Origin of the sequence: Erwinia phyllosphaerae (assembly GCF_019132875.1) — a bacterium.
GTDB classification, from domain to species: Bacteria; Pseudomonadota; Gammaproteobacteria; order Enterobacterales; family Enterobacteriaceae; genus Erwinia; species Erwinia phyllosphaerae.
This window is the reverse complement of the sequence record NZ_JAHSPF010000001.1, coordinates 699,773-715,662: the sequence shown is the minus strand read 5'-3', so window position 1 is coordinate 715,662 and position 15,890 is coordinate 699,773. Positions and strand designations below refer to the sequence as shown.

The window sequence follows — 15,890 nt, the reverse complement described above, 5'->3', positions numbered from 1 at the left end:
TTTATCGTGAAGCCGGAAAAAAAAAGAGCCGCTGATAAAGTCAGCGGCTACAGCCAAACTAATTGAATTTAATACCCTGAGCCAGCGGTAATTCGCGCGAATAGTTAACGGTATTGGTCTGGCGACGCATATAGCTTTTCCAGACGTCCGAACCCGATTCGCGACCGCCGCCGGTTTCTTTCTCACCGCCGAAAGCACCGCCAATTTCCGCGCCGCTTGGGCCAATATTAATATTCGCGATGCCGCAGTCGCTGCCGGTAGCGGAAATAAAGGTTTCGGCTTCGCGGATATCGGTCGTGAAGATACAGGAGGAAAGCCCTTGCGGCACATCGTTATTTAAGGCAATGGCTTCATCCAGCGTATCGTAAGGCAGTACGTAAAGAACCGGCGCAAAAGTCTCTTTGCGGACAAATTCCGTCTGTGCCTCCAGCTCGACAATTGCCGGAGAAACGTAATAGCCCTGCGAATATTTATTATCCAGCACGCGCTCGCCGCCAAATGTTTTCGCACCGTGGGTTTTAGCCTGGGCCAGCACGTTTTGCATTGCCTTAAAGGCTTGTTCATCAATCAGCGGCCCAATTAATGAACCCTTAAGCGGATTGCCGATGCTGATATTGCTATAAGACTGCTTCAGGCGCTGCACAAGGTCGTCTTTTATTGAGCGGTGCACAATCAGGCGACGCAGTGAGGTACAGCGCTGGCCCGCCGTGCCGACAGCCGAAAACAATATAGCGCGCAGTGCCATATCCAGATCGGCAGCAGGCGTAACCACCATCGCGTTATTACCGCCCAGCTCCAGAATGCTTCGGCCAAAGCGTGCCGCAACCGCTGGCCCAATATCGTGGCCCATTCGCGTGCTGCCGGTGGCGCTGATTAGCGGAATTCGCGCATCGCTGGTTAACACTTCACCCGCTTCCCGCTCGCCTAAAATTACCTGGCTTAATCCTTCCGGTGCATCGTCGCCAAATTGCGCGATAGCCTTGTTCAGCAGTGCCTGGGTAGCCAGTGCGCACAGCGGCGTTTTCTCTGACGGCTTCCATAAAAGGCTGTTGCCGCAAACCAGTGCCAGCGCCGCATTCCAGGCCCAGGGCGCGGTGGGGAAATTAAAGGCGGTGATAATGCCGATAACGCCCAGCGGATGCCAGGTTTCGCGCATGTGGTGGCCGGGGCGCTCCGAGGCGATAGTCAGGCCGTAAAGCTGACGTGACTGACCCACGGCCAGATCGCAAATATCGATCATCTCCTGCACTTCGCCCAGGCCTTCCTGCAGGATCTTGCCGCATTCCCAGGTAATTAACGCGCCCAGTTCTTCTTTGTGCTGGCGCAGCTGTTCAGCAAACAAACGTACCAGTTCGCCACGGCGCGGAGCCGGAATTTTGCGCCATTGAATAAAGGCGGAGTGGGCAAGCTCAATGCGTTGGGCTACTTCCTCTTTATTTTGCAAAGTAATTCGTCCAATTACGCTGCCATCAATTGGCGACGTAACGGGATAATTTCCTGCAAGATAATCATTTTCAGCGACGCCCATTCGCAGCATTAGCTCTTTAATCATTCCATCACCTGTTATTTATTGACAAAAAAATTGCGTAATTCAGTATTGATGGGAGTGACAGATGGAAACAAACGACATTTTTTATTCAATTCATTCCGGAAAGTTGTGACCTCATATGAATCGCCGATACATGCCCTCATTGATCTCTATGCAGTGTTTTGAAGCGGCCGCCAGGCATTTAAGCTTTACCAAAGCGGCGGAAGAACTGAATATCACCCAAAGCGCGGTCAGCAAGCAGGTTGGCCAGCTGGAAGCTATTCTTGCCACGCCTCTTTTCCAGCGCGTGCGCAAGCGCCTTCAGCTGACGCCAGAAGGATCGGTTTACCTGACAGAAGTGCGTAAGGTATTGACCCAGGTAGAAATGTCGACGCGCTACATGCTTTCCTACGGTAGCCGCAATGAAGTACTGAACGTCAATACGCTGCCGACTTTTGGCGTGCGCTGGCTGATGCCGCGCCTGAACGGCTTTCGCTTTAAGCACGCCAATCTTTATTTAAATATTTCGAGCCGCATCGATCTTTTTGACTTTGATAAAGAAAACATCGATATCGCTTTTTATTATGGTCGCGGCAACTGGCCCAGGGCGCACTGTACAAAATTGCTGGATGAAGTCGTGGTGCCGGTCTGTTCGCCCGATATCCTTCCCGCCGTGCCTTTGACCTCGCCGCTTGAGCTGACCCGGATGGTTCTGCTGCAAAGTTCTACGCGGCCTGAAGCCTGGCACGACTGGTATGAACAGCAGGGGTTTCATACGGAACACAGCTATCACGGCCCGCGCTTTGAGACGTTTATGCTATCTATTCAGGCCGCGCGGATTGGCTGCGGCGTGGCGCTGGTGCCGCGTATGTTTGTCGAAGAAGAGCTGGCGGAGGGGAAACTGGTTATTCCCTGGCACTACGCGATGACGGACAGCCACAACGCTTACTATATTGCCGTGCCTGAGCACGCACACCAGGCACCCAAGGTGACCGCTTTTATGGCGTGGATCCAGGAAAAAGCGCCGTCGCTGAACGCGGCACCCTGAGCGATACCGGAAAAAAAGGAATGGATACCGCCTTTTTTTTCGTTTGAAGCAGCAGGGCAACTTTGTTTTTATCTTCCTTATCTTTTCCCCAGCAGGAATAAATAATGGAGCTGCCCTTCGTTAGCCAGTCAATAAATATTGTTCATCCCGTTTGTATTGAGCGTGGCGAAAATGCCGAGGTCTGGGATATTGCCGGTCGCCGCTATATCGATTTTATTGGCGGTATCGGCGTACTCAATTTAGGTCACTGCCATCCTGAAGTGGTTGAACAGGCTGCCGGGCAAATTCGCGCCTTAATGCATTCGGCATTTAATGCCGTGCCGCATAATAAATATTTGCAGCTAACCGAGGCGCTCAACGATTTTATTCCCCTGCACTACGATAAAGCTTTTATGCTGACCAACAGCGGTACGGAAGCGACGGAAAATGCCCTTAAAATCGCGCGAGCCTGCACGGGTCGCCAGGCCGTTATCGCGTTCGATGATGCTTTTCATGGCCGAACCCTCGCGGCGCTGGCGCTCAACGGCAAGGTTAAGCCTTATAAAAACCGCATCGGCACGCTGCCGGGAACGGTATTTCATGCGCCTTTTCCCGGCAAAGATTCTGGCGTGTCGGCTGAAGAAGCCAAAGCGGCTATCTTGCGTCTGTTCGACGTTGAGGTCGACGTCGAAGACGTTGCCGCGATTATTGTCGAGCCCGTGCAGGGCGAAGGCGGTTTTCGCTGTCTGGATGCTGCTTTTGCCAGCTGGCTGCGCAGGCTGTGTAACGAATCCGGCATCGTGCTGATTATGGATGAGATCCAGTCGGGCTTTGGCCGCACCGGCAGAAAGTTTGCCTTCGAGGCGTTGGGCACGGAGCCGGATCTGCTGCTGATGGGAAAAAGCATGGCAAACGGCCTGCCGCTGGCGGCGATTGCCGGACGAAAAGAGATTATGGACGCCTTACCGCGTGGCGGTCTGGGTGGGACTTATTCCGGCAACGTTGTCGCCTGCGCCGCCAGCCTGGCCGTGATTAAAACGATGACCGATGCACGCCTGGCTGAATGGGGCTGTGCAATGGATAAGGCGATTGTCGAAGCCCACCAGCGCTGGCACGGCAGCGACTTACCGATGGTTGGTGAACTGACCGGTACGGGCGCAATGCGCGGCATCGTCTTTAAGGATACGGCAAATGCCTGTGGCGCCGACCACCTTAGCGCACTGCTCGCCAGCGCACGTGAGGCAGGCGTGCTGCTTATGCCAAGCGGCCGACATCGCAATATCCTGCGGCTGTTAGCACCGCTGACCACGCCGCCAGCTATTCTTAAAGAAGGGTTGTTACTTATCGAACAGGCTCTTTTTACCCTGCGCGCGTAAACCATCATCATAAGGCCAGATTATGACCCAGCTTGTTTCGCCCGATCTTATTCGCGACAAATTCTCTAAGGCGATGTCGCTGATGTATCAACAGGAAGTTCCCCAGTACCGCACGCTGTTGCACATTGTGAAAGAAGTGAACGAGCGCTACCTCCTTGCGCATCCACAGACTTTTGCCACGCTGGACAAGGAGCAGGAGCTAAACCGGCTGGACGTAGAGCGTCACGGCGCTATCCGCCTGGGGACGGCGGAAGAACTGGCAACGATGCGCAGGCTGTTTGCCGTGATGGGGATGCTGCCGGTGAGCTATTACGATCTTTCTGCGGCGGGCGTTCCGGTACACGCGACCGCTTTCCGCGCCGTTGAGGAAAGCTCGTTGCAATACAATCCATTCCGCGTTTTCACTTCGCTGCTGCGGCTGGATTTGATCGAGGATGCGAAGCTCAGGGAGCAGGTAGAACAGATCCTCGCCAGACGGGCTATTTTTACGCCTCGCGTGCTGGAGCTGATGGCAACAAATGATAAGCAGCAAGGTTTGACGGCGGATCAGGCGGAAGAGTTTGTTGCCGAAGCGCTGAAAACCTTTCAGTGGCACAGCGAAGCGCAGGTCGATGTTGCTACCTATCAGTCGCTGCTGGAGCAGCACCGCCTGATTGCCGACGTCGTCTCTTTTAAAGGGCCGCATATTAACCATCTGACGCCGCGCACACTGGATATCGACAGCGTACAGCAGCGGATGCCGGATTACCAAATCGTACCGAAAGAGAGTATTGAAGGGCCGCCGCGACGTCGGGTGCCGATCCTGCTGCGCCAGACCAGTTTTAAGGCGTTAAGCGAAAAGATTGTGTTTACCGACAGCATCGAAGGCAGGCATACCGCGCGGTTTGGCGAAATCGAACAGCGCGGTCTGGCGCTGACGCCGCAGGGCCGCGCGCTGTATGACCAGCTTTTACAGCAGCCCGCCGAGGGTGACAGCGATGCCGCCGCGCGCTTTGCCGCTTTCCCGGACGATGAAGAAACGCTGCGTCAGCAAAAGCTGGGCTATTTTCGCTATCGGCTGGTGGCTGAACGGCTGCCTGTTGAAACAGCGTCGCGTGAACATCTCAACACTTTACTACAGCAAGGCATTATCGAGGCCAGGCCAATTATTTATGAGGATTTTTTACCGGTCAGCGCGGCGGGGATTTTCCAGTCAAACCTGGGCAGTGAAAGAGGCGCGGTAAGCAAAGGTAATCCTAATAAGGCCGCTTTTGAGCAGGCGCTGGGCCGTCAGGTTATCGACGAGTTTTCGCTGTATCAGCAGCTGGAAGATAACTCGCTGGCGGAGATTTTCGACGGGCGCTAATGCTTTTTGACTCAGGCCATAACTTAAGCCTAAAGTTAGCAGCATAAAATTCAGGCAGAATAGCGGGCGTTAGCCGATCATTAAGGAAATTCACGATGAAAACCAGACTGGTTGTTTTGCTGTTAACGTTATTTATTGGCTCAGGCAGCGCCTTCTCCGCGACGGAACAGGAGGTCGACCAACGGCTCGACGTTCTTTTCGGTTCGCATCAGGATTACCACGATTTTTTCGACAATTTGCAGAGGGCGGTAGCATCACAAAACCAGGTGAAAGTGGCCGCAATGGTCTCTTATCCACTGAAGGTAGGATTACGCGGTAAGGAAAAAACCTTCCGCAATCAGGATGCATTGCAAAAAAGCTATGACGCCGTGTTTACGCCAGCCTTGAGCCAGGTCATCGTTAACCAAAAATATGAAAATCTGTTTGCGCGGGATCAGGGCGTGATGGTCGGCGACAGCGGGCAGCTCTGGTTCGGCGAGGTTTGCCAGGATAAAGCCTGTAAGCAAAAGCAAATCATGATTACCCGTATAAACCAGTGAATTTCTGTCAGGCCAGATTGCTTTCATTTATGAGGCATCGATAAATATGTTATCAGGACTCAACCATTTAACGCTGGCGGTCAGCGATCTCAACACAAGCGTGGCGTTTTATCAGCGGCTGCTGCAAATGGATCTGCATGCCGTTTGGGAAAGCGGTGCTTATCTGAACTGCGGGCCGCTATGGTTGTGTCTCTCTTACGATGCGATGCGGCAATATGTTGCACCCGAAAGCAGCGACTATACGCACTATGCTTTTACCATCGAACAGCAAAACTTCGCCGATTTTGTGATGCGTCTTCAGCAGGCTGGGGTGACAAGCTGGAAAGAAAACCGTAGCGAAGGCGAATCATTCTACTTTCTCGATCCCGACGGTCATAAGCTGGAAGTCCATGTCGGTGATTTACAGCAGCGGCTGGCGGCCTGCCGGAAAAATCCTTATCACAGGATGATTTTTAGCTAACTATTTTCTTCTCCCCGTTTTCCCGAATCCGGCAGAGCAGCCTTGTTCTGCCGGACCACCGCTGGCTGCCGCATCTCTTGCTTATCCCTGTCGGTAATTTATGGCAGAATACCGCCCCTCGCCGTGAGTAAACAGGAATCCTGATTGTGAAAATTCTCGTTGATGAAAATATGCCTTACGCCCGCGAACTGTTTGGCCGTACTGGCGATGTTGTCGCCGTGCCGGGACGGCCGGTGCCGCAGGCCGAGCTGGACAATGCCGACGGCCTGATGGTGCGATCCGTCACCAAAGTCAACGCGGCGCTCTTAGACGGCAAGCCGGTGAAGTTTGTCGGCACGGCCACGGCGGGCACCGACCACATCGATGAGACCTATCTGCAACAGCAGGGCATCGCCTTTTCAGCCGCGCCCGGCTGTAACGCCATCGCCGTGGTGGAATATGTTTTCTCTTCGCTGCTGCTGCTGGCAGAGCGTGACGGTTTTGCACTGAAAGATCGTACCGTCGGCATCGTGGGCGTCGGCAACGTTGGCGGTCGTTTGCAGGCTCGTCTGGAAGCGCTGGGCATTCGCACGCTACTTTGCGATCCGCCTCGTGCCGATCGGGGTGACGCAGGCGATTTCCTGCCGCTGTCCCGGCTGGTGGAGGAAGCCGATATCCTGACTTTCCATACGCCGCTGTTCAAACAGGGCGAGTACAAAACGCTGCATCTGGCCGATGAAGCTTTACTTATGGCGCTGAAACCAAACGCCATCCTGATTAACGCCTGCCGTGGCCCAGTAGTGGACAATCAGGCGCTGTTGAAAGTACTGGAAACGCGTAGCGATCTTAGCGTGGTGCTGGATGTTTGGGAGCCGGAGCCGGAACTTTCCCTGCCGCTGCTGGATAAAGTAGATATTGCCACCGCGCATATCGCGGGCTATACGCTGGAAGGCAAGGCGCGCGGCACCACGCAGGTTTTTGAAGCCTGGACGCGCTTTTTAGGCCAGCCACAGCAGGTAGCGCTGGATACGCTGCTGCCCGCGCCGGAGTTTGGCCAGATAACGCTGCACGGCGAGCTGGATCAGCCAACGCTAAAAAGACTGGTGCATCTGGTGTATGATGTGCGCCGCGACGATGCGCCGCTGCGAAAAGTAGCCGCGATCCCGGGCGAATTTGACCGCCTGCGCAAAAATTATCTGGAACGCCGCGAGTGGTCTTCTCTGCGTGTCGAGTGCGACTCTGCGCAAACCGCTGCGCTGCTGCTGAAGCTGGGCTTTAACGCAGTTTATCAGGGCGCTTCCTGACTCCCGTTTATCTGCCTGTTGTGGTTGACGTGGACTACGAAAAAATCTGAATCCCTGGGCGGTGGTGTCACCGCCTTCTGTTTTTTATGTACATTATCTGGAGTAAACCAACATGTCTGACGGCTGGAACATTGCGCTACTGGGCGCGACAGGCGCAGTAGGCGGAGCAGTACTGGAACTACTGGCCGAGCGCCAGTTCCCGGTTGGTGAGCTGCACTTGCTGGCGAGCGAACGCAGCGCGGGTGAAAACCTGCGTTTTGAAGGCAAAACGCTGCTGGTGACCAGCGCGCAGGAATTTGACTGGTCGCAGGTACAGCTGGCCTTTTTTGCCGCCGGACGTGAAGCCTCCGCGCGCTATGCGGAAGAAGCCGCCAGCGCGGGCTGCCTGGTGATTGATACCAGCGATCTGTTTGCGCTGGAGCCGGATGTGCCTCTGGTGGTGCCGGACGTGAATTCTCAGGTGCTGGCGGACTACCGCAATCGCAATATCGTCAGCGTGGCCGACAGCGTGACCAGCCAGCTGCTGTGCGCGATCAAACCGCTGGTCGATCAGGCCGGGCTGGGTCGTTTGCAGGTGACCAGCCTGATTGCCGCTTCGGCACATGGCAAAGCGGCGGTGGATTCACTGGCGGGCGAAAGCGCGCGCCTGCTGAACGGCCTGCCTGCGGAAGAGACGTTCTTTGGCCGCCAGCTGGCTTTCAACATGCTGCCGCTGCTGCCGGATGCGGAAGGGAGCGTGCTGCAGGAACGTCGCCTGATCGATCAGGTGCGTAAAGTGCTACAGGACGAAGGCCTGCCGATTACCGTCACTACCGTTCAGGCACCGGTTTTCTATGGCAACGCGCAGATTGTCCATATAGAAAATTTACGCCCGATGTCGGCGGAAGAAGCGCGTGAAGCCCTGATGCAGGCGGAAGATATCGCGCTTTCTGATGAAGATGACTATCCGACGCAGGTGGGCGACGCCTCTGGAAACGTGCAGCTAAGCCTGGGCTGTATTCGTAACGATTACGGTATCCCGGAAATGCTGCAGTTCTGGTCAGTGGCGGATAACGTGCGCTTCGGCGGCGCGCTGATGGCGGTGAAAACGGCTGAGAAGCTGGTACAGGAGTACTTCTGGTAATGTCAGCAGGAGATTTGCCGCCACCCACGTACAAGCTGGCGCTGGGGATTGAATATGACGGCAGCCGTTACTATGGCTGGCAACGGCAGCAGGAAGTCAGAAGCGTTCAGGAAAAGCTGGAGAAGGCGCTCTCAAAAGTGGCCAATCATCCGGTCGTGGTTTTCTGCGCGGGACGAACGGACGCTGGCGTACACGGTACGGGGCAGGTGGTGCATTTTGAAACCACTTCGCTACGCAAAGATGCGGCCTGGACACTGGGCGTTAACGCTAATCTGCCGGACGATATCGCAGTGCGCTGGGTGAAATCCGTCGCGGATGATTTTCACGCCCGCTTTAGCGCGACGGCAAGACGTTATCGCTATGTGATCTACAACCGCCGTTTGCGTCCGGCGATCCTTCACGGTGGCGTTACGCATTTTTATCATCCGCTGGACGCCGAAAAGATGCAGCGCGCCGGCCAGGCATTACTGGGTGAAAACGACTTCACTTCTTTTCGCGCCGTACAGTGTCAGTCGCGTACGCCGTGGCGCAACGTTATCCATTTAAACGTTAGCCGTCATGGCGCCTATGTCGTAGTGGATATTAAAGCCAATGCTTTTGTGCATCACATGGTGCGCAATATTGTCGGTAGCCTGATGGAAATAGGCTGTGGAAATCAGCAGGAGAGCTGGATGGCCGAACTGCTGGCGGCGAAAGATCGCACGCTGGCAGCGGCAACCGCGCGGGCCGAAGGGCTCTATCTGGTCGCGGTTGATTACCCTGAACATTATGATTTACCACGTCCGCCGATGGGACCGCTGTTCCTCGAGGATTAACGCATTAAGGAACCCTGTATGGAAGTGATTCACAGCGTTATCGACTTTATTTTGCACATTGATGTTCATTTACAGGCGATGGTGGCGCAGTACGGCGTCTGGATCTACGCCATTCTGTTTTTGATTCTGTTTTGTGAAACAGGGCTGGTGGTCACGCCTTTTCTGCCCGGCGACTCGCTGTTATTCGTGGCGGGCGCGCTGGCGGCTATCCCGGACAGTGCGCTGAATGTGCACATGATGGCGCTGCTGCTCTGCGTGGCGGCAATTGCAGGCGATGCGGTGAATTACACTATCGGTCGGCTGTTTGGCAACAAGCTGTTCAGCAATCCGAACTCAAAGGTTTTCCGTCGCAGCTATCTGGATAAAACCCATCAGTTTTACGAGCGCCACGGTGGCAAGACGATTATCCTGGCACGCTTTGTCCCCATCGTCCGTACCTTTGCGCCGTTTGTTGCCGGTATGGGCAAGATGTCCTATCGTCATTTTGCCTTGTTTAACGTGGCTGGCGGCCTGCTGTGGGTGCTGCTGTTCTCCTATGCCGGTTACTTCTTTGGTAATCTGCCGGCGATTCAGAAAAACCTGCACTATCTGATCGTCGTCATCATTCTGGTTTCGGTCCTGCCCGGCATTGTGGAAGTGCTGCGCCATCGCCGTTCGGCGGCTCGTCAGCAGAAGCTGTAGCTGTCCCGGTAACGATAAACAGCGTGAAAGCCTGGCGAAAGCCGGGCTTTTTGCTTCAGGCAGAAAGACCGCGGCCAGCCGCAAGGCGTTGCGGCACCGGGATGGTTAGCCAGCGGGTAAACTCTCTGTCGGCACTGAATGAAATAGCAGCAGAACGCAAGTTTTAACGCGGGCATCGGCCTGAATGAATAAAAGCGCGAACGGCTACAAGGTAATCATTGTGAAAAATCCGTGTGAAAAGCCACGATAACCCGTTGATGATTATGTAGCGCGGGCAAGCGTTTTATGATGTAATACCGCCTAATTCTCAGGCGATAATCTGTGTTAAGTATCTGATTTAGCACAACAAACAACATAACAGGTCATCAATGAGCTGGATTGAAAGAATTCTCAACAAGAGCACAATTACTCCTTCGCGCAAAGCCAGCATCCCTGAAGGGGTGTGGACCAAATGCGACAGCTGCGGTCAGGTTTTGTACCGTGCCGAGCTGGAACGTAATCTGGAAGTTTGCCCGAAATGCGATCACCACATGCGTATGCACGGTCGTGACCGCCTGCACAGCTTGCTGGATGAAGGCTCTTTAGTTGAGCTGGGCAGCGAACTGGAGCCAAAAGACGTGCTCAAGTTCCGGGATTCCAAGAAATATAAAGATCGTCTGGTCGCGGCACAGAAAGATACCGGAGAGAAAGACGCGCTGATCGTAATGAAAGGCACGCTGCACGGTATGCCAATTGTCGCGGCGGCCTTCGAGTTCTCCTTTATGGGCGGCTCAATGGGCTCCGTGGTCGGTGCGCGCTTTGTTCGTGCCGTTGAGCAGGCGCTGGAAGATAACTGCCCGCTGATCTGCTTCTCCGCTTCCGGCGGCGCGCGTATGCAGGAAGCGCTGATGTCGCTGATGCAGATGGCGAAAACCAGCGCCGCGCTGGCGAAAATGCAGGCGCGTGGTCTGCCGTACATCTCCGTGCTGACCGACCCAACTATGGGCGGCGTTTCCGCCAGTTTCGCTATGCTGGGCGATCTGAACATTGCTGAACCTAAGGCGCTGATTGGCTTTGCCGGCCCGCGCGTTATCGAGCAAACCGTGCGTGAAAAACTGCCGCCGGGCTTCCAGCGCAGCGAGTTCCTGATCGAGAAGGGCGCTATCGACATGATCGTGCGCCGTCCGGTAATGCGCTACAAGCTGGCCAGCGTGCTGGCAAAAATGATGAACCTGCCGCAGCCGCAGGAAGAGCAGCCGGAAGCAGAAGAGGCCACGCAAAGTCCAGAGGCGTGACCGATGGCCGAAAGGGCGCGCGTCGCCCTTTCTCCTATGAACCGTAACGTTGTGAACGGGATACATGGATAATCTTCCTCAAGCCACGTCGCCTCTGGCCACGTGGCTTCATTATCTTGAGAATCTTCATACTCAAGCTATCGAACTCGGGCTGGCGCGCGTTCAGCGCGTGGCGACACGCCTTGACCTGTTAACGCCAGCGCCCGTTGTTTTCACCGTAGCCGGGACTAACGGCAAAGGCACCACCTGCCGCACGCTGGAAACGCTGCTGATGGCGGCGGGTTATCGCGTGGGCGTCTACAGTTCGCCGCACCTGCTGCGCTATACCGAGCGCGTACGTATTCAGGGCGCAGAGCTGCCGGAAGCCGATCACACCGCTTCTTTTGCCGATATTGAGCAAGGGCGTGGCGACACGTCGCTGACCTATTTTGAATACGGCACGCTGTCTGCGCTGTGGCTGTTCAAGCGCGCGCAGCTGGACGTGGTGATCCTTGAAGTGGGGCTTGGTGGCCGCCTGGACGCGACCAATATTGTGGATGCCGACGTCGCGGTTATCACCAGTATCGCGCTCGACCATACCGACTGGCTTGGCCCCGATCGCGAAAGCATTGGCCGTGAAAAAGCGGGCGTGTTTCGTGGCGGCAAACCCGCCATCGTTGGCGAACCGGATATGCCGCATACCATCGCCGAAGTCGCCGCTACGCTGGGCGCGCAGCTGCACAAGCGCGATCGCGACTGGTCATTTAGCGTGGGTGAACATGACTGGTCGTTTACGGACCAGCTGGGCACGCTGAGCGGCCTGCCTTTGCCGCAGGTGCCGCTGCCAAATGCCGCTACGGCGCTGGCCGCGCTGCGCGCGTCACCGCTCAAGGTGGATGATGCGGTGCTCTACGGCCTGGATAAAGCCGTTTTGCCGGGCCGTTTTCAAACCGTTGCACAATCACCCCGCATTATTCTGGACGTCGCGCACAACCCTCACGCGGCGGCTTATCTGGCCGGACGCCTGAGCGAACTGCCAAAAACCGGTAAGGTGCATGCGGTAGTAGGGATGCTGCACGACAAAGACATTATCGGCACGCTGGCCTGCCTGAAGCCCCAGGTTGATAGCTGGTACTGCGCGCCGCTGGAAGGGCCGCGTGGCGCAACGGCGCAGCAGCTGGCGGCGCATTTGCCGACCACGGCGCAAACCTTTTCCAGCGTGGCGGAAGCATTTAAGCATGCGTTACAGCAGGCGCATGAACAGGATATCGTGCTGGTGTGCGGATCTTTCCACACCGTAGCGCACGTAATGGAAACGATGGAAACGGAGAGTGGCAGTGGCAAGTAAGTTTCAAAATCGTTTAGTAGGGACCATTATCATCGTGGCGCTGGGCGTTATCGCGTTGCCGGGGCTGCTGGATGGCAAGAAAAAGCATTATAAAGAAGAGTTTGCCGCTATCCCACTGGTGCCTAAACCCGGCGACCAGCAGGATTCAGAAATGGTGCCGCCGGTGACGCAATCGCTGCCGGCACAGCCGCCGGAGGGCGCAGGCACGGCGGTGAAGGGCCAGACCAGCGAAAACACCTCGCAGGCGGAAAGCGGTTCTACCGCGCCGCAGTCCGGCAATCAGCCAACCGTGGTTGCGCCGCCACCTGTGCAGCACGTTAAGCCTGCTGAGAAACCGGTCGAGAAGCCGGTCGAAAAACCGAAGACCGTACCAAAACCCGTCCAGAAGACAGAGCCTAAACCTGAATCCAGGCCCGTGCAGAAAGCCGAACCGAAACCGGCGCAGGAAAGCGCACCGTCTGGTCAGGCCTGGGTTGTGCAGCTGGGCGCGTTGAAAAATGCTGCGAAGGTCAATGAAATCGTGGCGTCGCTCCGTCTTTCCGGCTATCGCGCCTTTACCGTGCCTTCAACGCCGGTGCAGGGCGAAATCACGCGCGTTTACGTAGGGCCAGATGCCTCTAAAGCAAAAATGCAGGCGTCCATTGGCGAGCTGAAGGGCATTACCGGCCTGGGCGGCGTCATTAAGCCTTACAGCGTTCGTTAGCCTGTTGCTATTGCTGAAAGAGCCTGTGCCTTTCAGCGCCTAAAAACCCGCTGCCGCCGCGCCGAATCTGGCGAGGCGGCAGCAGGTAAAAACTGCTAAATCAATTGGTTGCCGAGGCACGTCAGCCAACCTGTTTTTTCCTTTTTCTTGCAGGTTTCAGGTGGATTTTTTTCGCGCCCGGTTTTCATCAGGACGGTTAAGGAAAAGCTACGCAAACGTTTTCTTTTTCTGTTAGAATTCGCCCCGAACTCAGGTTACGCCGCTCTGTTGCCCACTATGGCTACAGAGAACGTGGCCTGATACAGGGGCACAGTCGCTGGAAGAGTTCATGGTCTGGATAGATTACGTCATTATTGCGGTTGTTGGTTTTTCGGCTCTTGTCAGCCTGATCCGCGGGTTCGTTCGGGAAGCTTTATCACTCGTCACCTGGGGTTGCGCATTTTTTGTCGCCAGTCATTATTACTCCTTCCTTGCTGTCTGGTTCACAGGTTTTCAGGACGAACTGGTTCGAAATGGAATCGCCATTGCGGTGTTGTTCGTCGCCACGCTGATAGTCGGGGCGATCGTCAACTTCGTGATTGGCTCGCTGGTTGAAAAAACTGGCCTGTCGGGGACCGACAGAGTGCTGGGAGTCTGTTTCGGGGCATTACGCGGCGTACTGATTGTGGCGGCCATGCTGTTTTTCCTTGATACCTTCACCGGCTTTTCCAAAAGCCCGGACTGGCAACAGTCCCAGCTGATTCCCCAGTTTAGCTATATTATCAGGTGGTTTTTTGACTACCTGAAAGGCACGTCGAGTTTTTTGCCCCGGTAATTGAGCCGGGGTTGCGGCTTATGAGGAAATGACCACATGTGCGGTATTGTCGGGATCGCCGGTTTTATGCCGGTCAACCAGTCGATTTATGATGCGTTAACGGTGCTGCAGCACCGTGGCCAGGATGCCGCAGGCATCGTTACCATTGATGCCTTACACTGCTTCCGCCTGCGTAAAGCAAACGGCCTGGTGAGCGATGTTTTTGAAGCTCGCCATATGCAGCGTTTGCAGGGCAATATGGGTATCGGCCACGTCCGCTACCCGACTGCGGGAAGCTCCAGCGCTTCTGAAGCGCAGCCCTTTTACGTCAACTCGCCTTACGGCATTACGCTCGCGCACAACGGTAACCTGACCAACGCCCACGAACTGCGCAAGCAGCTGTTCGAAAGCGGCCGCCGTCACGTTAACACCACCTCAGATTCTGAGATCCTGCTCAATATCTTTGCTCAGGAACTGGATCGTTTTCAGCATTACCCGCTGGAAGCAGAAAACATTTTTGCAGCGGTTGCGGCGGTGCATCAGCACGTTCGCGGCGCTTACGCCTGCGTAGCAATGATTATCGGCCACGGCCTGGTTGCCTTCCGCGATCCTAACGGCATTCGTCCGCTGGTTATCGGCAAACGCGCTATGGCTGACGGCCGTAACGAATATATGGTGGCTTCCGAGAGCGTGGCGCTGGATACGCTGGGCTTTGAGTTCCTGCGCGACGTTGCGCCGGGCGAAGCGGTCTACGTCACTGAAAAAGGGCAGCTGTTTACCCGTCAGTGCGCAGAGAACCCGAAATTCAACCCGTGCCTGTTTGAATACGTCTATTTTGCCCGCCCGGATTCCTTCCTGGACAAAATTTCCGTTTACAGCGCGCGCGTGCGTATGGGCACCAAGCTGGGTGAGAAAATCGCTCGTGAGTGGGAAGATCTGGATATCGACGTGGTTATCCCGATTCCGGAAACCTCCTGCGATATCGCGCTGGAAATGGCCCGCATTCTGAATAAGCCTTACCGTCAGGGTTTTGTGAAAAACCGCTACGTAGGCCGTACCTTCATTATGCCAGGCCAGCACCTGCGCCGCAGCGCGGTACGCCGCAAGCTCAACGCTAACCGTGCCGAGTTCCGCGGTAAGAACGTGCTGCTGGTGGATGACTCCATTGTGCGCGGCACCACTTCTGAACAAATTATTGAAATGGCGCGCGAAGCGGGAGCGAAAAAGGTTTATCTGGCTTCTGCCGCTCCGGAAATCCGCTTCCCGAACGTTTACGGCATCGATATGCCAAGCGCCACCGAGCTGATTGCGCACGGTCGTGAAGTAGATGAGATTTGCAAGCTGATCAAAGCGGATGCGCTGATTTTCCAGGATCTGGACGATCTTATCGATGCGGTACGTGAAGAAAACCCGGATATCATTCAGTTTGAATGCTCGGTTTTCAACGGCGTTTACGTCACCAAAGATGTCGACCAGCGTTACCTGGAGCATATCCAGTCGCTGCGCAACGATGATGCCAAAGCGCTGGCGCGTCAGAATGAAGTCGAAAACCTGGAAATGCACAACGAAGGCTAATGCCCTCGGGTGTCACAGCAGGTATGATGGGCCGGAAGCAA

General features: G+C 55.5%; 15 protein-coding genes. 14 read left to right on the top strand and 1 reads right to left on the bottom strand.

From position 1 onward, the window contains the following. Positions 1-58 precede the first annotated feature (58 nt). Positions 59-1,552, bottom strand: a complete 1,494-nt coding sequence (gene amaB / locus KUE00_RS03025; protein ID WP_246758002.1) for an L-piperidine-6-carboxylate dehydrogenase — start codon at positions 1,550-1,552, stop codon at positions 59-61. A gap of 115 nt (positions 1,553-1,667) precedes the next feature. Here amaB and gcvA point away from each other — a divergent pair, with 115 nt between their 5' ends. The 14 genes from gcvA (at position 1,668) to purF (ending at position 15,849) form a co-directional block, all read left to right on the top strand. Further along, positions 1,668-2,576: a transcriptional regulator GcvA gene (gcvA, locus tag KUE00_RS03020; RefSeq protein WP_246758001.1), complete on the top strand. Its 909-nt coding sequence runs from the start codon at positions 1,668-1,670 to the stop codon at positions 2,574-2,576. A 104-nt stretch (positions 2,577-2,680) separates the two neighbouring features. Then, positions 2,681-3,931, top strand: a complete 1,251-nt coding sequence (locus tag KUE00_RS03015; RefSeq protein ID WP_246758000.1) for a 2-aminoadipate transaminase — start codon at positions 2,681-2,683, stop codon at positions 3,929-3,931. A gap of 22 nt (positions 3,932-3,953) precedes the next feature. Next, positions 3,954-5,276 (top strand): 2-oxoadipate dioxygenase/decarboxylase HglS, encoded by a 1,323-nt coding sequence (gene hglS, locus KUE00_RS03010; RefSeq protein ID WP_246757999.1) that lies wholly within the window; start codon positions 3,954-3,956, stop codon positions 5,274-5,276. 95 nt (positions 5,277-5,371) lie between these two features. Further along, entirely contained in the window at positions 5,372-5,815 is a 444-nt protein-coding gene (locus KUE00_RS03005; RefSeq protein WP_246757998.1) for a hypothetical protein, read from the top strand. 46 nt (positions 5,816-5,861) lie between these two features. After that, positions 5,862-6,275, top strand: coding sequence for a fosfomycin resistance glutathione transferase (gene fos / locus KUE00_RS03000; protein ID WP_246757997.1), 414 nt, complete (start codon positions 5,862-5,864; stop codon positions 6,273-6,275). A 146-nt stretch (positions 6,276-6,421) separates the two neighbouring features. Next, positions 6,422-7,558 (top strand): 4-phosphoerythronate dehydrogenase PdxB, encoded by a 1,137-nt coding sequence (pdxB, locus tag KUE00_RS02995; RefSeq protein ID WP_246757996.1) that lies wholly within the window; start codon positions 6,422-6,424, stop codon positions 7,556-7,558. A 112-nt stretch (positions 7,559-7,670) separates the two neighbouring features. Continuing rightward, a complete protein-coding gene (locus KUE00_RS02990) occupies positions 7,671-8,681 on the top strand; it encodes an aspartate-semialdehyde dehydrogenase (protein ID WP_246757995.1) in 1,011 nt (336 codons plus the stop codon). Next, positions 8,681-9,496 (top strand): tRNA pseudouridine(38-40) synthase TruA, encoded by an 816-nt coding sequence (gene truA, locus KUE00_RS02985; RefSeq protein WP_246757994.1) that lies wholly within the window; start codon positions 8,681-8,683, stop codon positions 9,494-9,496. The genes KUE00_RS02990 and truA overlap by 1 nt, the downstream gene beginning before the upstream one ends. Positions 9,497-9,514: 18 nt before the next feature. Next, the gene (locus tag KUE00_RS02980; protein ID WP_246757993.1) at positions 9,515-10,177 is read left to right on the top strand and encodes a DedA family protein; all 663 of its coding nucleotides are present in this window, start codon (positions 9,515-9,517) and stop codon (positions 10,175-10,177) included. A gap of 368 nt (positions 10,178-10,545) precedes the next feature. Then, positions 10,546-11,451, top strand: coding sequence for an acetyl-CoA carboxylase, carboxyltransferase subunit beta (gene accD, locus KUE00_RS02975; protein ID WP_246757992.1), 906 nt, complete (start codon positions 10,546-10,548; stop codon positions 11,449-11,451). Between the two features lie 64 nt (positions 11,452-11,515). Continuing rightward, the gene (folC, locus tag KUE00_RS02970) at positions 11,516-12,778 is read left to right on the top strand and encodes a bifunctional tetrahydrofolate synthase/dihydrofolate synthase (protein ID WP_246757991.1); all 1,263 of its coding nucleotides are present in this window, start codon (positions 11,516-11,518) and stop codon (positions 12,776-12,778) included. After that, positions 12,768-13,481, top strand: a complete 714-nt coding sequence (dedD, locus tag KUE00_RS02965; protein ID WP_246757990.1) for a cell division protein DedD — start codon at positions 12,768-12,770, stop codon at positions 13,479-13,481. The genes folC and dedD overlap by 11 nt, the downstream gene beginning before the upstream one ends. A gap of 328 nt (positions 13,482-13,809) precedes the next feature. Then, positions 13,810-14,295 carry a colicin V production protein gene (cvpA, locus tag KUE00_RS02960; RefSeq protein WP_246757989.1) on the top strand — a complete coding sequence of 162 codons (486 nt, stop codon included), beginning with the start codon at positions 13,810-13,812 and terminating at the stop codon, positions 14,293-14,295. Between the two features lie 36 nt (positions 14,296-14,331). Then, the gene (gene purF, locus KUE00_RS02955; protein ID WP_246757988.1) at positions 14,332-15,849 is read left to right on the top strand and encodes an amidophosphoribosyltransferase; all 1,518 of its coding nucleotides are present in this window, start codon (positions 14,332-14,334) and stop codon (positions 15,847-15,849) included. Positions 15,850-15,890 lie beyond the last annotated feature (41 nt).